Source organism: Ruminococcus bicirculans (ex Wegman et al. 2014) (assembly GCF_000723465.1).
GTDB lineage: Bacteria > Bacillota > Clostridia > Oscillospirales > Ruminococcaceae > Hominimerdicola > Hominimerdicola aceti.
Window position 1 is genome coordinate 379,061 of the sequence record NZ_HF545617.1, and the last position, 20,720, is coordinate 399,780.

Below are 20,720 nucleotides of genomic sequence, written 5' to 3' on the forward strand. Positions count from 1 at the left end.
AAGAGGTAAGTTAATAAGAACGTTGGTGAGTTAATTGTACGAACGCAGTTCGCAATAAAAAAATCATCGCCGCAGGCGATACCTTCATTCCTCACTCCTCATTCCTCACTCTTTCCGTTTGACAAGTCGCAAAATATGTAGTATAATGTATTAATACGCTGATACGGTGACGTGTTATCGTAATATTTTGTTAAGGAATGAATATTTATGACTTTTGAGGAAGTAAAAAAGGTCACGGAGATCCTGCTGGAGTTCCTGCCTAATACACTGAAGCTTTTCGCATGGACCATCGTGCTTTCAATACCTGTGGGAGTGCTTGTGACAATGCTGAAAAAATGCCGCTTCAAGCCTATCTCGTGGCTGACAAATCTCTATATACTTGTCATGCGTGGCACACCGCTCATGCTTCAGATAATCGCTATCTACTATGCGGTGCCGCTTATTATCGCAAGTGCTGCAAAGCAGGGCAAAACAGGCGGTGTATATGACGTGCTTACCAATATAAAAAACAACGAGAACTATATGTTTATCGCCCTTGTTACGGCATTTGTCCTTAACTATGCGGCGTATTTCGCAGAGATATTCAGAGGTGGTATCGAGGCTATCCCAAAGGGACAGTACGAAGCGGCTTCAATGCTCGGCATGACGAAAATGCAGACATTTTTTAGAATAATCCTGCCCCAGGTCACAAAGCGTGTTATCCCTGCCACATCGAATGAGGTCATCGTCCTTGTAAAGGATACCTCTCTCGCAAACGTTATCGCATTCGCTGAGATAACAATGAAGGCAAAACAGCAGATGAACCTGTATAGCTCAATAACACCGCTTTTTATCGCAGGCGCATTCTATTTCGTACTCAACGCTATCGTGACGGTGGCATTTGCCGTTATCGAAAAGAAATTCGATTATTATAAATAAGGAGAACTCATATGGCTATTCTTGAAGTGAAAAATATTTCTAAGAGCTTTGACAGCCTTAAGGTACTCAAAGATATTTCTTTTAACGTTGAGGTGGGCGAGGTAGTCGCAATAATAGGTCCGTCAGGCAGCGGTAAATCAACGCTTCTGCGCTGTATAAACCAGCTTGAAAAAGCAGACGGCGGAGAGATAAACGTTGACGGCGTGAATATGTTCCACACGGAAAACGGCAAGGCAGTGTATGCACCCTCTAAGACCCTCAGGGATATCCGCCTGAAAATAGGTCTTGTGTTCCAGAATTTCAACCTTTTTCCGCACTTTTCTGTAAATCAGAATATAATGGAAGCACCTCTCCATGTCCTTAAACAGCCAAAAGCGGAAGCCAAAGCCAACTGTGAGGAGCTTTTGAAAAAAATGGGACTCGAAACTAAAGGCAAGTCTTATCCATGCGAGCTTTCAGGCGGTCAGCAGCAGCGTGTTTCTATCGCAAGAGCATTGGCTTTGAAGCCGCAGATACTTTTCTTTGACGAGCCGACCTCCGCACTTGACCCTGAGCTTACAGGGGAGATTTTAAAGGTAATAAAAGAGCTTGCCAAAGAGAAAATGACCATGGTAATAGTCACCCATGAAATGGCATTTGCCCGTGATGTGGCAAACCATGTTATCTTTATGGACGACGGCTATATCGTGGAGGAGGGTACTCCGGAGGAAGTTTTCGGTCAGACCCAGAACGAAAGAACAAAGCAGTTCTTGCAGAGATTCAATGACAGATAGGACTGACAATTGTTGTAAAAAGCAAAAAATGATAACGTTTTCTGTGATTAATGCACAAAAGAAGTGTGACAATATTGTTAGAAATTTCAACACTTTTTGGAATAAAAAAAGTGAAAACCCCTTGATTTTAGGGAGAAAGTCTGCTATAATAAGACTAGAATTGAATGACAATTCATAAAACTATATTCATATGGAGGAGATTAACGATGAAAATTTCTAAGATTCTCGCTGGTATGTCAGCAGCAGCTATCGTAGCTTCTATGGCAATGATCCCAGCATCAGCAGCAGGCACAAAGCTCAACGTAAGCGATGACCTCGCTAAGATCGGCAGACAGACTCAGGATGACCTTTTTGCTGTATTCTTCAATGGCGATGAGTCAGAGGGTGCTGTAAACAAGGATGCTATCTCTGACCTTGGAGCTGTTTACGGTGCTTCATTCACAATCAAGGTTGACAACAACGATTGGAACACGATCGGCGGTGGCGGATCAATCAACTTCAACTCAAAGTCTGGTGGCTGGAACGCTAAGGACTGGGCTGGCGGCTCATGGGTTGAGGACGATAAGCCAAAGGATACTCTCTGCTACACAACAGAAGAGGAAGGCACATACGTTCTTGAATACCTCGGCGACGCTCCTGTTTTCGCAACAACAGACGGCGATGCTGATAATTACGCAGCAGTTGGTATCAACAACTGGGCAGCAGACCTTAAGGGTATCGACGTTGTAGGTATGAAGGTTCTTGGCGCTGACGGCAACGTTCTCTTCGAGGCTGGTTCTAACAAGGACAAGAAGGAAGTTCAGAAGAAGCCAGTAGCTGAGGAGTCAAGCTCTGGAGCTGATTCAACACCTTCAGGCACAGATTCTAAGAAGGACGATTCTAAGAAGGACGACAAGTCTTCTGCAGCAGCTACATCTTCAACAGCAGCTGGCACAACATCTTCAAAGGCTGGCACAACAACTACAACAGCTACATCTTCCGCAGCAGCTTCTGACAACACAGCAGCTACAGGCGCAACAGCTGGTCTTGCACTTGCTGGCGTAGCACTTGCTGGTGCAGCTATCGTTATTTCTAAGAGAAAGTAATCTCTCTCAGATAACACACTTGAATAAGTGAATTTATACAGAGCTTTCTGTCATTCGGGAAGCTCTGTTTTTTTTCGTTTGTGTAACCTGCACTAACTTGTAAACGATTTCTGTGCAAAACATATGAAATCATGTGCTTAAATTGTGCAAATAGTATATTGAAAATATGTGACAATTGTGTTATAATACAAAAGTAAATATAGGTCAGGCTATGTGTATAGCATGACGATTAAACGGAGGTTATTAAAATGAAAAAGTTTTTAGCTTGCGCTCTTGCACTTACACTTACAAGTGCTATGTTCGCTTCTTGCGGCAGCTCTGATGATTCTTCATCAAAGGCTGAGGCAAAAACTACTACAACAACAACTACAGCTGCTACAACAACAGAGGCTACTACAACAACAGCTGCTCCTGAGTCAACAGCTGATTCAACAGCCGCTTCCGGCACAGAGTCTGAGGGTGAGGCTGCAAAGGATATTTCCGAAATGCCAGCTACTCTGAAGAACTATGAGGAGGCTTCTGTATATTTCAAGAAGGATATGGACGTTGCTTCTATCGTTGAACCTTTCGCTGAGAAGGATTACGAGAACGATGAGTCTCATGTAAATCTCTCTATTGAGGAGCTTGCAGGTATTCCAATGCTCAAGGTCGAGACTCTCGATCAGGATAATGGCAACTACAAGATCCCTAAGATCAAGTTCCACATGGAGAAGTTCTTTGAGGGTCACGAGGCTGATCTTGAGAAGATCTTCACTATCAAGGCTGATGTAGTTACAAAGGCAGTTGGCGAGTTCACAGGTGACGACGGCACAAAATCACTCGTTCCTGGTAACTTCATGGGTGCATTCGTTACACAGCCTACAACAGGTGAAGGCGAAAACAGTTGGAACGACCTCTATGACTTCGGCGAGGCTGAGTGGACTTCTGAGTGGGGTTCCTATGAGCTTACAATGAGACCTGGTATCAAGGACGGTGCTACATTTGTAAACTCAACTGAACCACAGTATGTTTCACTTATGAGATGGGGCATTCCAAACCAGGCTGATTTCTACATTGCTGACCTCAGATTTGAGGACGAGGACGGTAACGTTATCGCTTGCGCAAACTTTGGTAAATAATTCATTTCCATACATAAGAAAGGTGCAGATTTTCTCTGCACCTTTTTTTATGTGAATTTTACGCTTACCTCCCCTGATATCTTCAAGCTTTTTACCTTTCCGCCTTTGATTTTAGCCGAAAAATCCTGCCCTTTTATCTGTCCCGTGGCGGTGATGTCTCCCTTGTCATTTTTGAGATACGTCACGCCTTTCTGCGAAATAAGCTTGTCAAGCACAGCGGCAGTCATTGTGACAGCGGAGCTTTCGGGTATGTTCCCTCGGTCAGTTTCGTAGGTCAAACCCTTGTATTCAATTCGTGCGCTTTCTCCTGAGCAGGTTATCACCATGCCGCTTACAGTTTCCGGCGCAGTTATCTCACACTCCCACATATCTGCGCCCTCACGGGTGAAGCTTGCGACGTATTCCGTGCCGTCAATGGTGAACTCAGCCGGGGTCTTGTAGTCCTCTGCCAGCTTTACGGGTTTGACTTCGGTGCTTTCACCGCATGAGCATAAGCCCATTACCGCCAAAATCGTGAGAAAAAATGCCTTTGTTCTTTTCATTTTGCCCTCCATAAAAAAAGACCCTCTTCATAAGAAGAAGGTCTTTGTTTTTAGTACAGCCTAGTCGGCGTTTTCAAGGTCATACAAAAATCGTGGCAAAGCGTCAATAACATCTCTTGCAATGATTCCACGCTCAGATCTTTTGTATCCTGCAAGTAGAGCCGTCGAGCCAAGTGTGAACGACCCAAGTGCCGCCGCATCAAGAGCATCGCACCCCTGAGCCACATAGGAGGAAACAATGCCTGCAAGCATATCCCCTGAGCCACCCTTTGCAAGCGCAGTTGTGCCTTCGGTGCAAAGATAAACTTTCCCACCGTCCACAGCAAAGGTGTCAGCCGACTTCGCAAGCACTGTCACACCATATTTTTCTGACAGCCTATATGCAAACCCAAGTCTGTCCGACATGACCTCGCCCACCGTCACGCCACAAAGCCTTGCAAGCTCCGCAGGGTGAGGGGTGAGGATAACTGTACTTTTCTTCTTCAACAGTACATCTATATTCGGACAAAGTGAATTTATTCCGTCAGCGTCCAAAACTATGGGTATCTCCGCATTTTCAATAAGCTCCGCCACAAGCTTCTCTGTCTGAGCCGTGTGACCAAGCCCACAGCCTATCAGCAAACAGCTTGCCTTTTCACACTTTTTCAGTATCGCCTCCGCATTTTCAGCCACCATAAAGCCGTCCTTGTCGGTTTTCATTGCCGAGTATGTACATTCATACATACCAGCCGACAGGGAGTTGACTACGCTTTTTGCAGTGCAAAGCTCAAAAAGCCCCACGCCTGTCCGCATTGCCGCCATTGCTGAAAGCCCTGCCGCACCTATATAGCTCTCCGAGCCTGCCACGCTCACCACCTTGCCGAAAGTGCCCTTGTGTCCGTCAGCAGGTCTAAAAGGCAGTGCAGCCCTTGCCTTTGTTACGTCAAAAGGCGTTATGACAGGGTATAGGGTATTCTCGCAACGCTCGTCAATGCCGATATCTTTTACAAGAATTTCACCACAAAAGTCCACCGCAGGCTGTAAATAAAGACCCAGCTTGCCACGATGAAAGGTCACTGTCACGTCAGCCATGAACGATAGCTTGTCAGCCTGACCATTCCGTGCATTGACTCCCGACGGCAGGTCGCAGGCTATCTTCATGCCTTCACATTTTTCACAAGCTCTGAACACTGGCAGGATATTTTCACGCAGGCTTCCGTGAAAACCCGTTCCGAAAATGCAGTCCACAAGCACGTCTGCACCCTCGATAAAATCCAGCGCATTTTCAGCTTTCAGCACCTCTACGCTCTTATCGAGCCTAGCATACGCTGCCGAGGAGAGGTCAGTGTCAGGCTCACCACAGCATAGGACCACCGCAGGCTTGAGGCCTTGTTCCGCAAGCAAATTTGCCGCCACAAGTCCGTCACCGCCATTGTTTCCCTTGCCAATAAGAAGCACTATCTTTGAGGACGAAGACGAGTTGCTTGCAATGACCTCCGAAAGCTGTGCCGCCGCATTGTCCATGAGCTGAGCAAGGCTCACGCCATATTTTTCAGCCTCATGCTCGCAAAATGTCATTTGCTCCACTGTTAATATCCTATCCATTTTTATCCTCCTTTTCATAAGCTATCACCACTGCCGAAGCGATATCCTTGATGTGGGAAAGTGACACCGCAAAGGTCAGCCCCCTATTTTCAGCCGCCAAAAGCGCATTCCCTGTAAGCTCCAGATAAGGACAGCCAAGCTCGTCACGCAAGCAGGACACCTCGTTTAAGGCGAAGCCCTCGACCCCAGTGCCTAAAGCCTTTGCGAAGCTTTCCTTAGCCGCCCAATTCGCCGCCATGGATTCGTATGGGTTTTTCTTCTGTGAAAAAAGGGTCAGCTCCTTTTCGGAGTAAACCCTTTCACAGAAACGTCGGCTCTGACAGCTTTTTTTTATGCGTTCGATCTCAATAAGATCAGTTCCGACAAATATTTTCATTTTTATTTCCTCGGTGTTCTTGGAAGCGCAGGCTTCATAAGCTCAAGCATATCATCATCTGGTGTGAAGATAACAGTTGTAAGTCCGAGATTTTTGTGGTTGAATGTTATGTAGTAGTCTGTAAGGCTATCGTCACAAGCGCAGGCAAGGACCTGTGTTGCGCCCTCAGGTACAGAGAAATTCTCGTCAGCAATGCCGAAATCTGTCGCACTGCCGCAACGGAATGTGATAAGGCGCTTTCTTGAACGCTGAGCCGTTATCTTGTCAACGTCTATTTCTCCGTTTGTGAAAATGTATTCATACTCCACATCGAGTTTTGTTGTAAGATAATAACCGCCATAAAGTGCGGCAGCGGCAAGAAAAATGCCTATTACAGAAAACTGCGTGCCGAAAGGGAAGATAAAGCACAGTGCGGCAAGTGCCACGCTTGCTATCATGATGAAAATTTTCTGTATCTTATCGTTCTTTGTGGGAATCTTGCGAACTATCTGTTCCTTGAAGCTGTCCATTATTTGTCCTCCGTTTATTCAGTGCCGCTGAGAAGCTCTTTCATTACCCAGCCGCTTTTATCGTTGTATTTTACATATACCCATATGTTTCCGTCACCGTCTGTTCTTTCGCCATAGCCGTTTATGGTCTTGCCGTCAGGTATCTTTTCTATCACGTCATATTTCTTTGACGGACCGTATCTGAGATTAAGATAAGAGGTGTCTGACTTTACAAGAAATGGGATAGAATCAGGGTATTTCACATCATCACCCAAAGGGAAAAGTGCGTCCTTTTTGAACTTTGTGGTGGTGGTCTTTTTAGTCGCCTTTGTTTCGGCAGATGTTGTGGTTGTGGTGGTGGTCGTCCTCTTTGTTGCCGTTGCGATTATGTCAGGGTCGTAGCCCTCGTCAATGCTTACGTCAGGGTTTTCAAGTGTGCCTGCCGTCACAGAAGTGGTGGTGGTGTAGCCCTCGTAATCCTCATCGTCCTCATCATAATCGTCGCCCATTGTGGCGGTCTTTGTGGTCTCTATAACTCTCTGGGCGGCAGTACCCGTGGTGGTCTCCGTTTCGGAGGAGCTTTCTGGAAGCATTGCCCCACATGACGCAAGCCCGAAAACCGCAGAACAAGCCAGCACAGCCGCAAGCAGTTTTGATCTCATTTTTTATATCCTCTTTTCAGAATTTACACAATTTTATTTTAAGCCAAGAAGTCTTTCTGCGTTGCCTCCGAGAATTTTATCTTTGTTATCCTCGGAAATGTTCAAGCGCAGTATCTTTTCTTTTATAAGGTAGGAACTGTCCCAAGGGCAGTCGCTTGCAAAAAGTATCCTGTCAGCCCCATGCTTTTCGACGATAGCCTGCATAAGCTCGTCAGGACACATACTTGTGAAAGCGGTATCAAAATAAACTTCACCGTCAGCTCCAGCCAAAACGTCACGCACCTGCTCCCACATCATGTTTGCACCAAGATGTGCAAAAATGACCTTGAGTTTAGGGTGCTTTTTTATCATGTTCAGCGCCCTCTCAGGTGTGGAGTGGATAAGGTCAGGGGAAACGCAGTCATAGCCCGAATGGAATATAACAGGCAGGTCGGCTCTTTCAATGGCGTCATATATCTTGTCCATGCGCTCATCATCTATCATAAAGCCCTGATAATCAGGGTGAAGCTTTATGCCGTGAAGTCCAAGCTCCTTTATATGGGCTATCTCCTGCTCATAGTCCTCAGCGTCAGGGTGTATTCCACCGAAGCTTATAAATCTTCCGCCGTCCTGTTGGGCACACCAATCGTTTATAACTCTCTGCTGAGTAGGTTTTGTTGCCACTGATAACAGCACGCCCTTGTCAATGCCCCATTCGTCAAAACGCTGTATGGTTTCCTCTGCAGTGCCTCTTGTGAAAGGAGTTATTCCACTGCAAGCCTGAAGCTTTTCGACAGCCTTTTCCGCTACCTTTGGATTAAAGGCATGAACGTGAAAATCAATTACCATTTAAAACATCTCTTTCTGAAAATACTTTTCCATATGGTATTATACCACACTTTCAAGCTTCTTTCAACGAATATCGGCAATTTTCACAGTATTTTCATCTAGGGCTATTCCCAGCTTTTCCACACCTCGGGGCAGAAGCCTACTGTGGCTTTCTTGCCGTTTCTGACGATAGGTGCGGCAAAAAGCTCGGGATAGTCAAGAAGCTTTTCTATCTTCTCCTCGGTACTTCCAAGATATTTTATGAGCATTGCCTGCTCTCCCTTTGCCTTTGGGTCGATAAGCTTGTCTATATCGCCGACAGCCGCAAGCACTGAGTTTAGCTCGCCCTTGCTAAGCCCCTTTGTAGGCAGGTCAACAGATTGGAACTTTATTCCACGCTCTTTGAAATAACGCTCGGCCTTTTTTGTGTCAAAGGATTTTGACTTGCCGAATATCTGTATATTCATGGGATTATCTCTCCGTTTCTGCATTCAAGAATGATAGTAAAAGGACCGTCATTGAGCAGTGAAACTTTCATGTCTGCACCGAAAACGCCCTTTTCTACCTTGCCTGAAATTTTCTCACCGCAGACCTTGCAGAAGTATTCATAAAGTCTGTTGGCTTCATCAGGCTTGCCTGCATAGATAAATGACGGGCGGTTGCCGTGGTGACAATCTGCATAAAGGGTGAACTGAGAAACGCAAAGAATATCTCCGCCAACATCGTTTATAGAAAGATTTGTTTTGTCGTTCTCGTCGGCGAAAATGCGAAGCTTTGATATCTTGTCTGCAAGCTTGTCACAGTCAGCCTCAGTGTCCTCCTGACCTACTCCGAAAAGTATCAGAAAGCCCTTTTCTATCTCGCCTGTGACCTTGCCCTCGACCTCAACTTTTGCACTTGTGACCCTCTGTATTACCGCTCTCATCAGCCCACCTCCACGGTGTAGCTGTAGGTGTAAACAGCTTCAGGTGCAAGCTTGATAGCATGAGGCTTGTTTTCGATATCCTCAAAAGCGTCGTCCTCGTAAACAGGCACGCTAGTCCAAGGCTCAAGGCAGATAAACTGAGCGTCAGGGTTGCCTGTGGAAGTCCATACGGCAATGCAGTCAGAATGTGGAAATGAAAGCTTTACGAAACCGCCGTCAGACTTTTTCAGGGTGACAGCCTTTGAAGCAGGGTGGTCTTTCATGATAACGTCATAGTCGAAAAGCTCTCTTGTGAGAGTGATAGTCTTTTCACCGTCAAGGATAGTCCTCTCGCCGTTTGGGATAGGCTGAACGATATGCTCGTTTTTCTCGTACTCAACTGTGCATTTGCCACCTTGGATATCGCAGATAAAAGCAGGGTGACCGCCGAGATAGAAGTACATAGCCTTTTCATCAGTATTTTTTACTGTGTTTGTGACGGTGACTTTTGAACCTTTTATGGAGTAAGTGACTTCAAGCTCAAAGTGATATGGGTATTGAGCAAGTGTCACGTCATTGTCTTTTAGTAGAAAGCTTACTGAATTTTTGGTGCTTCCAGCGTATGTAAATTCGCTGTCACGGGCGAAGCCGTGGTTTGCAGCCATGTGATAATCCTGACCGCCTGCCTTGTAGGTGCGGTCTTTAGGGGAGCATATGAACGGGAAAAGGATAGGAGCGTAGCGTTTCCAAGCGTCACCGCATTGCCAGAGATATTCTTTGCCGTCCAGTTTGATAGAGTGAAGCTCAGCACCGAAAGTGTCGGCTGAGATAGAGAGTTTATCATTTTTTATTTCATAAAGCATAGATCAGACCTCCGAGAAAAAATTTTATACCTTATTATTATAGCACATTGTTTGGGAGATGTCAAAACCAAGTGAGCAGTGAGGTTATGAGGTCGGCTGGGGTATGGACGAAAACGTTTGAAAAAACTTAAAGGTCTGTTGAAAATTCTGTTCTGATATCAATATTTTAACAGTTAAATTTTATGACTTTGATACAGAATAACTAAAATATTTTCAATTGTTTGTGTAAGCTGACAAAACTTGTGATGACTATTGACTTTAATTTGGAGATAGTCTATAATAAAATGGTAAGATTATTTAATTGTGCAGTGCTTTTTGTTCACAGCTTCAGACTGCACTGAGGAGAAATGATTATGAATATTAAAGAAGCAAAACAACAGATACTTAATGCAATACAAGCCTATCTCATTAAAGACGAATTTGGCGATTACCGAATTAGCATAGAACATCAGAGACCTGTGTTCCTGCTTGGCGCACCTGGTATCGGTAAGACCGCTATTATGGAGCAGATAGCTCAGGAAACTGGCGTAAACCTTGTTACCTACTCCATGTCCCACCACACAAGAGAGTCTGCCCTCGGTCTGCCTGTTATTGTACATAGAAACTACACCGGTGCTGACGTGCAGATATCCGAGTACACGATGAGTGAGATCGTGGCTACTCTTTATGACACTATCGAAGCCACTGGCATCAAAGAGGGTATTCTCTTCCTCGATGAGATCAACTGCGTTTCCGAGTCCCTTGCTCCTGCAATGCTCCAGTTTTTGCAGTATAAGGTTTTCGGACTTCATCAGGTTCCGGCAGGTTGGGTAGTTGTTACAGCAGGTAACCCGCCTGAGTTCAACAAGTCTGTTTCTGAGTTCGATATCGTTACTCTCGACCGTGTTAAGAGGGTCGAGTGTCAGCCTGATTTCGGCGTTTGGAAAGAATATGCTTACTATGCAGGCGTTCACCCTGCTATCATATCATATCTTGAGCTTCACCCTGACCACTATTATATGGTGGACGCAAGCGATAAGAACAACTACCGCTTTGTTACTGCCCGTGGCTGGGAGGACCTTTCTGAAATGATGCAGCTTTATGAGGAGAGCGGTATCCTTGTTGACCACGCTCTGGCTGCTCAGTATGTACAGAACCCAGAGTTCTCAAAGGGCTTTGCTGAATATTATGACAGATTCAACTACTATCGTGAGAAATATGACGTTGACGCTATCCTCGAGGGCGGCATAACTGCTCAGAACATTGCTGACGCAAGAGCGGCAGGCACTGAGGAAGCTGTGGCTCTTATGAATCTGCTTATGGACGGCATCACATACACAATGAGAAGCTGTATCCAAATGGAGAAGATGATAAGACTTATCCACCCAAGAATGGAAGATATTCTTGTGAAGATAAACAATGGTCTTTCATGCCGTCAGATAATCAGTGAACACATCATGGACTGCAACAAGAGCCTTGACAAGGCGGTAAGAGCAAGAAACATCTCGCCGTCTAACAAGAAGATCCAGCACTGGATACTCCACAATCTGGAAGCTTATCTTGATAAGTGTACGAACGAGGGAAGAGATAACAAAAACCGCTGTACTGTTATTTTGCAGAACTCCTTCAACAATCTGCTCCATGGCGCAAACAACGTTACACAGCAGTCTATGAATGGTCTGAAATACGCTTTTGACTTCCTTGAGAATGCTTATGGCGCTGACAGCAATGTTATGAAGAAGTTTATCGAGGAGCTGAAAATAAATTGCCACACCACAAACTTCATCAAGAAGTACGGCTCAGAGCAGTTCTACAGACTTGCAGGCGAGCCTGTTCAGCAGCCTACCTACAACAATCTCTATGACCTTAATCTTACTGATTGCCTTTTAGAGCAGGAATAAGCATAGATAAAAAATGAATATTTACGGGCGAACGCATTTTGCCATACATTGTAATAGTTGCATTGTAGGGGCGAACAGTGTTCGCCCGTTTTAGCTTTATAGGTAGTTTTCAGATACATATTTGTTAATATAAAAAGCTTGTAATTTGCGAAAAAGTGTGATATAATAATTAAGAGTGTACAAACGAGAATCAGTGAGGTTTTTACTATGGGCAAGATTTATGATTTAGGCATAGACGTAGGTTCGACCACGGTCAAGACGGTAATTCTTGACGAGGGCGAGTTTATTTATAACAAATATGAAAGACACTTTTCAAAGGTAAGGGAAACGGTGGCTGAGCAGCTGCGTGCTATCAGAGAGCTTTATCCTGAGGACAAGTTCAGGATAGCCATAACAGGCTCGGCAGGTCTTGGCATCGCTGAGGCAAGTGGGATCTCTTTCGTGCAGGAGGTCTTTTCTGCTTATATCGCTGTAAACAAGAAGTATCCAAAGGCTGACGTTGTGGTTGAGCTTGGCGGTGAGGACGCTAAGATAATCTTCCTCACAGGGGGCGTTGAACAGCGTATGAACGGCTCTTGCGCAGGCGGAACAGGTGCTTTTATCGACCAGATGGCAGGACTTTTGGGTGTTACCCCTGACGAGATGAACGACCTTGCTCTTAAGGCTGAAAAGACTTATCCTATCGCTTCAAGATGTGGTGTTTTCGCAAAGTCTGATATTCAGCCGCTTCTTAATCAGGGCGCAAGAAAAGAGGATATTGCCGCTTCTATCTTTCAGGCTGTTGTTGACCAGACAGTTTCGGGTCTGGCACAGGGCAGAAAGATCGGCGGTCAGGTGCTTTTCCTTGGCGGTCCGCTTACATATCTCAGTGCACTGAGAAAGGCATTCAGAACTACTTTGAACCTTGACGAGGAACACGCTATACTTCCTGAAAATTCTTCCTGCTATATGGCTTTCGGTGCGGCACTTCATGCTGACACTCTTGCTGAGGAAATGACTATAGACGAAGCTCTTGACAAGATAGTGAACGCAAAGGCTACTGACAATATCGTGGTAGGCAAGCCACTGTTTGCAAGCCGTGAGGAATATAATGCTTTCGTGGAAAGACACAAGAAGTCTGACCTTAAATATGAAGACATCAGAACTTACAGGGGCGACGCTTATCTTGGCATAGACGCAGGCTCGACAACCACAAAGCTTGTGCTTATCACACCTGACGGAAAGCTTCTTTATCAGCACTACTGCTCAAACAAGGGTCAGCCGCTGGATATAATCGCTTCAAAGCTTGAGGAGATCTACAGCCTTGCTACTCCTGAGCTTAACATAAAAGCTTCTGCGGTAACAGGCTACGGTGAGGATCTTATAAAGGCAGGTCTGGGCGTTGACTATGGTATAGTTGAAACTGTTGCGCACTATAAGGCGGCGGCTTATTTCTGCCCTGACGTTGATTTTATCATCGACATCGGCGGACAGGATATAAAGTGCTTCAAGATAAAAAACAACGCTATCGACAGCATTATGCTCAACGAGGCTTGTTCATCAGGCTGTGGCTCGTTCATTCAGACTTTTGCAGGTGCAATGGGATATGACATTGCAGAGTTTGCAAGGCTCGGTCTGTTTGCAAAAGCACCTGTGGAGCTTGGCTCAAGATGTACAGTGTTCATGAACTCATCTGTAAAGCAGGCGCAAAAGGACGGAGCTTCCGTTGAGGATATCTCTGCAGGACTTTCTTCGTCTATCATCAAGAACGCAGTTTACAAGGTAATAAGAGCCAAGTCTATTGATGAGCTTGGCAAGAATATAGTCGTTCAGGGCGGAACGTTCCTTAACGACGCTGTGCTCAGGTCATTTGAAATGGAGCTTGGCAGAAACGTTATAAGACCTGCCATTGCGGGACTTATGGGTGCGTTCGGCTGTGCGCTTTTCGCAAAAGAAAAATCTCAGGGCAGGGACGGCAAGTCAGGCGTTCTTACAAAGGCTCAGCTTGAAGAATTTGCTTACAATTCAAGAGCCGTTCAGTGCGGTGGCTGTGGTGCGCACTGTAACCTTACTATAATAAGATTTAATGACGGCAGAAGATTTACTTCCGGAAACCGCTGTGAAAAGGGTGCAGGCATAAAGATAACCGACAGAACGGAAAACATGATAGAGTATAAGTATAACAAGATACTCTCTTATGCTGACAACAAGCCTGCAAAGCCTATTGCAAAGGTAGGTCTGCCACTGGCACTGTCTTATTATGACCTTATGCCGTTCTTCTCAACGCTGCTCACAAGCCTTGGCTTTGAGGTGGTGCTGTCTGAGGAGTCAACGAGAGATACATATTACAAGGGTCAGCAAACTATCCCGTCTGATACGGTATGTTATCCTGCAAAGCTTTGTCACGGTCATATAGAGAGCCTCCTTGACAAGGGCGTGGACTTTATCTTCTATCCTTGCATGAGCTACAATGCTGACGAGGGTCAGTCGGACAATCACTATAACTGTCCTGTCGTTGCTTATTATCCTGAGCTTCTAAAGGCTAACAATGACAAGCTGAATGATGATAATTTCATCATGCCTTATCTTGACATAAACATCAAAAAGCACGTTGCAAAGGCAATGGCAAGGGCGCTTTCAAAGTATAACATCACTGCAAAGCAGGTGCTTGGAGTGCTTAACAAGGCTTATTCTGAGCAGGTGAGATACCATAGGGATATCGAGGCTAAGGCGCAGGAGATAATCGCTGAGGCAAGGGCGAAGGGTCAGAAAATAATCGTTCTGGCAGGCAGACCTTACCACATCGACCCTGAGATAAACCACGGCATACACAAGCTTATCGCTTCTCTTGGCTTTGCGGTCATCACTGAGGACAGCGTGGCAATGAAGGTGGACACTCCTGCCCTTGACGTTCTCAATCAGTGGACTTATCACTCAAGGCTTTACAGAGCGGCAGAGTATGTATGCGAGAATGATGATATGCAGCTCGTTCAGCTGGTATCCTTCGGCTGTGGTATCGACGCTGTTACAACAGACGAGGTGAGAGCTATACTTGAAGAAAAGGGCAAGCTTTACACTCAGCTAAAGATAGACGAGATAACGAATCTCGGTGCGGCTAAGATAAGACTCAGGTCTTTGGCGGCGGCACTGGAGGAAAAAGAAGCCAGCGCAAATGCTGAGAAAAAAATGGACAAGGAGGCAATGTAATGGCTGAAAAAGAGATAAAACACGCAGGCTCGGACAGAGTAAAAAGGTCTTATTTTGACAAGTCAAGACGTGAGGAATACACTATACTTATACCTGATATGCTTCCTATACACTTCAAGCTTATCATGGCGATATACAAAAAATACGGCTATAACATGGAGCTTTTGCAAAACTGCTCACGAAACGTTATAGACGAGGGACTTAAAAACACACATAATGACGCTTGCTATCCTGCGCTTCTTGTTATCGGACAGTTTATGGACGCTCTCAAAAGCGGCAAGTATGACCTTGAACACACGGCTCTGCTTATGTCGCAGACGGGCGGCGGCTGTCGTGCTTCAAACTATATCCACCTTATAAGAAAGGCGCTGTCAACGCAGTTCCCAGAAGTGCCTGTTCTGTCGCTGAATTTCAGCGGACTTGAAAAGGACGCTTCCATAGATATCACCCTTGCCATTGCAATGAAGCTTATTTATGCGGTACTTTATGGTGATATGCTCATGCTTTTGTACAATCAGTGCAAGCCTTACGAGATAGAGAAAAATTCTACGGACGAGCTTTTGGCAAGGTGGCAGCACAGGCTTGGAAAGCTGTTTGCTACCCCGAGCAGATATATGCACACAAAGAGCATTTACAATGCCATGCTCAAAGACTTTGCGGCACTGCCGAGGTCAAAGGAGAAGAAGCCTAAGGTAGGTATCGTGGGAGAGATATACGTTAAGTATTCACCTCTTGCGAACAATCACCTGAACGATTTTCTGCTGTCTGAGGGCTGTGAGCCTAACGTGCCTGGACTGTTGGACTTCGTGCTTTACTGTGCGTCGGACGCTATCAATGACGAGAAGCTTTATGACAAGAAAACCAGCCGCACTCTTATGTACGGCATTGGTTATGATGTGCTTTACAAGTTCCAGAAGCAGCAGATAAAGGTCATCAACGAGCAGGGCATTTTCCAGCCGCCTCATGATTTTGAACACCTTAGAAAGTGTGCTGACAAGTATATTAGTCAGGGCGTAAAAATGGGCGAGGGCTGGCTCATCACTGCTGAAATGGCGGCTCTTGCAGAAACAGGCACAAAGAACATAATCTGCACTCAGCCATTCGGCTGTCTGCCTAACCACATTGTGGCGAAGGGTATGTCAAGAACTATCAAGCAGGCTTATCCGGACGCAAATATAGTCGCTATCGACTATGACCCGGGTGCGACAAAGGTCAATCAGGAGAACCGTATCAAGCTTATGCTTGCTAATGCGGTCATGGATTAATAGAGAACAGAAAGATAAAACCCCCTTGGAGCGTGGCTCTGAGGGGGTTTTGTTAGTCATAGTATTCTTTCGTTTCAAGATAGGATATTTGTTCCGGTGAAATGAAATCAAGGGCTTTTATTTCCTCTGCCACCTGCTCGGTACTGTTCTTTGTCAGCCTGACGTCAATGTCGATCACATCAATGATGCTGTTATTGTCGCTGTAAATATCGTCCGAATTACGGGTGTATAAAGTTATGGAGGCGAAGTTGCCTGCAAGGTTGCGGTTTTTCAGACAGTCGATATAATCGCTAAAGCTCTTTTCACGGCTGTCCAGAGCTTTAATGTAAATGTCTGTAAGCTGCTCAGCCTGCTCTTTAGTGAGAGTTTTTCTGCCTTCTGGGTTTTTGTAGCTTGAGGTATAGGTCATTATATCTTCGTCTGTCTGCACCCACACCCAAACGTCGTCATAGTCGGTGAGCACTGACAGGTCAGGCTTGCCAGCGAAACCGTCGCAAAGATATGAAATGAAGTTAAAGGCAAATATCATGATCATATATACAGCAAAGACTGCTATCCATTTTACGAATTTCGCTATTGTCAAGGTGCTCTTTGCAGAGAATATCCTTATAAGAAGGTAGCTCAGTAGCACCACTGGCAGCAGAACTATGTTGTCAGGATCGGAAAGAACGTAGGTCGTCACGGTCACAATGCCGAGGATAAGAACTATCTCACGAAAAGCGGTGAATACAAATGGCTTGCCTGTGGCTCTGCCGTCACGCTTTTTGTAGATGAAATACAGCAGGCATATGAGTGCTGCCGAAAGCAGCGAGCTGCCCATGAGCATTAAAACCAGTGCGTTTGAATAGCCGTTATCCATAAGATAAGCAGGAAATGCACTCCACGCAAACCACTTATCTGTAATGATTTCAATATCATCACTGCCTCGTGTTGAGAAAATGCTGATAGATGAAAGAACTATGCACCTTGGCAGTATCGCCTCACAGGCTGTTATTATCACAGCTGTGTATATGACCTCCGCAAGCCTGCCGCAGCAGACAAGACACAGTATCACAACAAGGTCAACGAACAGGCAGGTAGAAAGCTCAGTGAGAAACAGCACTGCGGCATACCTTGCAAGTATCTTCAAAGATAGATCGGTGGTTATGATAGTGGAAATAAACTGAATGATGTTCCAAAAAACTACAGGCAAGATGTGCAGCTTTACAAGTGTGCAAAGCTTTGAGAAAAAGCGTTCCTTTGCACCTGCGGGCAGTGAGTAGGCAAGGTCTGCGTGACTTTTGCTGTAGCTCTCATGGAAAAGAGCGAACACAGTGAAAACTCCGCACAGTGCGACAGCGGCAACGCCAATGTATGCAATGACATAGCCCTGATAGTAGTTCGTTATGCTTTCATTGTAGTAAGTAATAAAATTCCGTATGGACATCTGCACAATGTAATTTACAAAAAGCACCAGATTTGTGATTATAAAAAACAAACTGTTCGCTTTAAGATCACGGTTTGAGGTCTTACTTATCCTCTTCGCTGCTGACAGCATATCCACGCACCTCCATTTCGTAAATGAAAATCTCTTCAAGTGTGAGAGGGACAAGCTCCAGAACGGCAGGGGAGATAGCGGAAAGCTTTGCGGTGATATCCGCTTTTTCGCCCTTTGCCACCACGGTGGAAACTCTTCCAAGGTTTCTGAAACTGAGTACTTCGACGCCTGCGTTTTCTATGGCGGAGCGGTCAAGCTCGCCCTCAGGTAAGGCTATCTGCACCTTTTCAAAGCCCTCTCTTACGTCGTCGATATCCTTGGCGAAAATGACTTCGCCTTTGTGTAGGAGCATTGCCTTGTCGCAAAGATCGCCTATTTCGGTAACGTTGTGGGAGGACACGATAAGGGTCGCACCACGGTCGAAAATATCGTCAACTATCATGGTGCGGATAAGTCTGCGCATGGCAGGGTCAAGGCCGTCAAAGGCTTCGTCAAGGAGGATATACTTTGTTCGGCTGGCAAGTGCAGCCGCAACGATAGCCTGCCTTTTCATGCCCTTTGAAAACTGGGACAGCGGTTTCTTCCGTGGCAGGTCAAGCTTTGAAATAAGGTCATCGAACACCTTGTCGTCAAAGGTCGGGTAGCTGCTTTGGTAAAAGCTTTTCAGGTCATTCACTGTCAGTCTTGAAAACTGCACCGTTTCGTCGCTCACAAAGAAGATGTTCTCCTTAGCCTGCGGCCGGTCATAGACCTCTGTTTCGTCAATGGTGACGCTTCCGCTGTCGGGACGGTATATTCCGCTTATGACACGCAAAAGCGTGGATTTTCCTGCTCCGTTCGAGCCTACAAAGCCGTATATGCAGCCCTCGGGGATATCCAGGGTGACGGCTTTCAGTGCCTCGTGATCTTCGTCTGCGTTTTTGAATGTAAGTGACAGGTCTTTTATTTCTATCATTCTTTGTCACTCCTTTCTCTCTGTTCCTCCGCCAGTTCTTCAAGGACGAAGGTAAGCGATCCAAGGCTTATGCCTGCCTGCATTGCGGCGGCGGCATGGAGCTTAAATTCTTCCAGCAATTTTTTCTCTATAGAGCCTTTTTGCTTTGCCACAAAGCAGCCTTTTCCTGCTACAGAATAGATTATATCGTCATGCTCAAGTCTGCTGTAGGCTTTGGCGACTGTGTTTGGATTCAGACCCAGTTCCTTTGCCAACATTCTTGAGCTTGGCAGCTTATCGTTTTCTTTCAGCACGCCTTTTGATATAAGGCTTGAGAACTGGCTGCATATCTGTTCGTAGATAGGTGCTCTTCCTGTAAGATCAAGCGTTATCACCTTGAATACCTCCTTTCGATTTTGTTGTTTCGTTTCATTTGTTCTGCTGTACTAACTGTATTATCTGTTGTAGTACACTTAGAGTATACAACTATAAGTCTGATTTGTCAAGGAGCGTGGATATTTTTCAGCACTTTTCACAATACTGCATCGTTTTGATAGTTGGAAATGTACAAAAGTTCAGGCTTGAGGGAGGGAAATATTATCAAAATGTAAAAAATATATTTAAAATTTTCTTGCTCTATTGACATACAGCAAAAACGATGTTATACTTTAATACATAAAAGCTTAAAAGCATAAAATCTTTAAAGTGATAAATTTTATAAAGACATGGTAAGTACCTGCTTTTGGAAAGGAAGTAATCACAATGGCAAATCAGGCAAAGACAATAAATCAGAAAGGTGACCTTATGTCATACCGTCCTGATATAAAGCTTCTGGACGCAACTATCCGTGACGGAGGTCTTGTAAATAATTTTGGATTTTCAGACGAGTTTGTAAAAGAACTCTATAAAACTAACATAAAATCAGGCGTTGAATACATGGAGTTCGGCTACAAGGCTTCTAAGGAGCTTTTTGACGTTAAGGAGTTCGGTAAGTGGAAGTTCTGTGATGAGGAGGATATCAGAGCTATCGTGGGCGAGAATGACAGCCCTCTGAAGCTTTCTGTTATGGCTGATGTTGGCAGATGTGATTTCAAGAAAGATATCCTGCCAAAGAGCGAGAGCGTTATCGACATGATAAGGATCGCAACATATACTCATCAGATGCCTGGTGCGCTGGAGATGATAAACTACTGCCACGATATGGGCTATGAAACTACTATCAACATCATGGCTGTTTCTGCGAGCCGTGAGGACGATATCGCACAGGCTCTTGACCTTGTGGCAAAAAGCCCTGTTGACGTTATTTATCTTGTTGACAGCTACGGCTCACTTTTCCCAGAGCAGGTGAGAAGACTTACTGCGCAGTATTGTGAAGTGGCTGAGGCTAGTGGCAAAAAGGTGGGCGTTCATATGCACAACAACCAGCAGCTTGCTTTTGCAAACACTATCGAGAGCATTTCTCACGGTGCAAGCTTTGCTGACGCTACAATGAGCGGCATGGGAAGAGGTGCAGGAAACTGCTTCATGGAGCAGATGCTCAGCTTCCTGAGAAACCCTAACTACAAGCTTACTCCTACACTGAAATTTGTTGAAAAGTACGTTGCTGAGGAGAGGGCAAAGGGTTCACAGTGGGGCTATGACGTGCCTTATATGCTCACAGGTGCGCTCAACCGCCACCCTCGTGCGGCTATCGCATTCCTGAAGGATAACAGAACAGATTACAACGAATTGTATATGGATCTTCTTAACGAGTTGTCATAAAACAATGTCATAAAATCATTCTTCCTATAAACGGCGTTTCCATAGTGATGTGGGACGTCGTTTTTTGTTGCATAATTTTTTATCATATGTTATAATT

Annotated in this window: 20 protein-coding genes; 8 read left to right on the forward strand and 12 right to left on the reverse strand. The window is 45.3% G+C overall.

All coding sequences use genetic code 11. The features are described 5' to 3' along the window. The first annotated feature begins 207 nt into the window (after nt 1-207). From RBI_RS12140 to RBI_RS12155, 4 genes are all read left to right on the forward strand, one after another. Entirely contained in the window at nt 208-918 is a 711-nt protein-coding gene (locus tag RBI_RS12140) for an amino acid ABC transporter permease (RefSeq protein WP_041337372.1), read from the forward strand. An 11-nt stretch (nt 919-929) separates the two neighbouring features. Further along, nucleotides 930-1,691, forward strand: coding sequence for an amino acid ABC transporter ATP-binding protein (locus RBI_RS12145; RefSeq protein WP_041337373.1), 762 nt, complete (start codon nt 930-932; stop codon nt 1,689-1,691). A gap of 206 nt (nt 1,692-1,897) precedes the next feature. After that, nucleotides 1,898-2,776, forward strand: a complete 879-nt coding sequence (locus RBI_RS12150; RefSeq protein ID WP_041337374.1) for an NPXTG-anchored protein — start codon at nt 1,898-1,900, stop codon at nt 2,774-2,776. 248 nt (nt 2,777-3,024) lie between these two features. Beyond that, nucleotides 3,025-3,894, forward strand: a complete 870-nt coding sequence (locus RBI_RS12155) for a hypothetical protein (RefSeq protein ID WP_041337376.1) — start codon at nt 3,025-3,027, stop codon at nt 3,892-3,894. 47 nt (nt 3,895-3,941) lie between these two features. On the opposite strand, the gene RBI_RS12160 is transcribed toward RBI_RS12155, so the two are convergent. From RBI_RS12160 to RBI_RS12200, 9 genes are all read right to left on the reverse strand, one after another. Next, nucleotides 3,942-4,436 carry a hypothetical protein gene (locus RBI_RS12160; RefSeq protein ID WP_147337877.1) on the reverse strand — a complete coding sequence of 165 codons (495 nt, stop codon included), beginning with the start codon at nt 4,434-4,436 and terminating at the stop codon, nt 3,942-3,944. A 60-nt stretch (nt 4,437-4,496) separates the two neighbouring features. Continuing rightward, the gene (locus RBI_RS12165) at nt 4,497-6,020 is read right to left on the reverse strand and encodes a bifunctional ADP-dependent NAD(P)H-hydrate dehydratase/NAD(P)H-hydrate epimerase (RefSeq protein ID WP_041337378.1); all 1,524 of its coding nucleotides are present in this window, start codon (nt 6,018-6,020) and stop codon (nt 4,497-4,499) included. Next, complete coding sequence (gene acpS, locus RBI_RS12170) at nt 6,013-6,396, reverse strand: holo-ACP synthase (protein ID WP_022287736.1); 384 nt, start codon at nt 6,394-6,396, stop codon at nt 6,013-6,015. The genes RBI_RS12165 and acpS overlap by 8 nt, the downstream gene beginning before the upstream one ends. A gap of 2 nt (nt 6,397-6,398) precedes the next feature. Beyond that, nucleotides 6,399-6,905, reverse strand: a complete 507-nt coding sequence (locus tag RBI_RS12175) for a DUF6106 family protein (protein WP_051706903.1) — start codon at nt 6,903-6,905, stop codon at nt 6,399-6,401. Between the two features lie 14 nt (nt 6,906-6,919). Beyond that, entirely contained in the window at nt 6,920-7,546 is a 627-nt protein-coding gene (locus RBI_RS12180) for an SH3 domain-containing protein (protein WP_041337379.1), read from the reverse strand. 33 nt (nt 7,547-7,579) lie between these two features. Further along, nucleotides 7,580-8,374: an amidohydrolase family protein gene (locus RBI_RS12185; protein WP_041337380.1), complete on the reverse strand. Its 795-nt coding sequence runs from the start codon at nt 8,372-8,374 to the stop codon at nt 7,580-7,582. Nucleotides 8,375-8,478: 104 nt separating this feature from the next. Then, a complete protein-coding gene (locus RBI_RS12190) occupies nt 8,479-8,820 on the reverse strand; it encodes an arsenate reductase family protein (protein WP_022287732.1) in 342 nt (113 codons plus the stop codon). Further along, complete coding sequence (gene dtd, locus RBI_RS12195) at nt 8,817-9,278, reverse strand: D-aminoacyl-tRNA deacylase (RefSeq protein WP_041337381.1); 462 nt, start codon at nt 9,276-9,278, stop codon at nt 8,817-8,819. The genes RBI_RS12190 and dtd overlap by 4 nt, the downstream gene beginning before the upstream one ends. Continuing rightward, nucleotides 9,278-10,120, reverse strand: coding sequence for an aldose 1-epimerase family protein (locus tag RBI_RS12200; RefSeq protein WP_041337383.1), 843 nt, complete (start codon nt 10,118-10,120; stop codon nt 9,278-9,280). Before RBI_RS12200 ends, dtd begins: the two co-directional genes overlap by 1 nt. 353 nt (nt 10,121-10,473) lie before the next feature. On the opposite strand from RBI_RS12200, the gene RBI_RS12205 reads away from it, so the two are divergent. The 3 genes from RBI_RS12205 (at nt 10,474) to RBI_RS12215 (ending at nt 16,451) form a co-directional block, all read left to right on the forward strand. After that, on the forward strand, nt 10,474-12,000 hold the full coding sequence (locus tag RBI_RS12205; protein WP_041337384.1) for an AAA family ATPase: 1,527 nt from the start codon (nt 10,474-10,476) through the stop codon (nt 11,998-12,000). 207 nt (nt 12,001-12,207) lie between these two features. Then, on the forward strand, nt 12,208-15,186 hold the full coding sequence (locus RBI_RS12210) for an acyl-CoA dehydratase activase-related protein (protein ID WP_051706909.1): 2,979 nt from the start codon (nt 12,208-12,210) through the stop codon (nt 15,184-15,186). Beyond that, nucleotides 15,186-16,451: a 2-hydroxyacyl-CoA dehydratase gene (locus RBI_RS12215; RefSeq protein WP_041337385.1), complete on the forward strand. Its 1,266-nt coding sequence runs from the start codon at nt 15,186-15,188 to the stop codon at nt 16,449-16,451. The genes RBI_RS12210 and RBI_RS12215 overlap by 1 nt, the downstream gene beginning before the upstream one ends. 52 nt (nt 16,452-16,503) lie before the next feature. Here RBI_RS12215 and RBI_RS12220 read toward each other — a convergent pair whose 3' ends face one another. The 3 genes from RBI_RS12220 to RBI_RS12230 are packed head-to-tail and all read right to left on the reverse strand — an operon-like array spanning nt 16,504 to nt 19,257. Next, nucleotides 16,504-17,988: a hypothetical protein gene (locus RBI_RS12220; RefSeq protein ID WP_041337386.1), complete on the reverse strand. Its 1,485-nt coding sequence runs from the start codon at nt 17,986-17,988 to the stop codon at nt 16,504-16,506. After that, nucleotides 17,960-18,883, reverse strand: a complete 924-nt coding sequence (locus RBI_RS12225; protein ID WP_041337387.1) for an ABC transporter ATP-binding protein — start codon at nt 18,881-18,883, stop codon at nt 17,960-17,962. Before RBI_RS12225 ends, RBI_RS12220 begins: the two co-directional genes overlap by 29 nt. Beyond that, the gene (locus RBI_RS12230; protein WP_041337388.1) at nt 18,880-19,257 is read right to left on the reverse strand and encodes a GntR family transcriptional regulator; all 378 of its coding nucleotides are present in this window, start codon (nt 19,255-19,257) and stop codon (nt 18,880-18,882) included. The genes RBI_RS12225 and RBI_RS12230 overlap by 4 nt, the downstream gene beginning before the upstream one ends. A gap of 367 nt (nt 19,258-19,624) precedes the next feature. Between RBI_RS12230 and RBI_RS12235 the strand changes: the two genes are divergently transcribed. Then, entirely contained in the window at nt 19,625-20,623 is a 999-nt protein-coding gene (locus tag RBI_RS12235) for an aldolase catalytic domain-containing protein (RefSeq protein ID WP_178086269.1), read from the forward strand. The last annotated feature ends 97 nt before the right edge of the window (nt 20,624-20,720 follow it).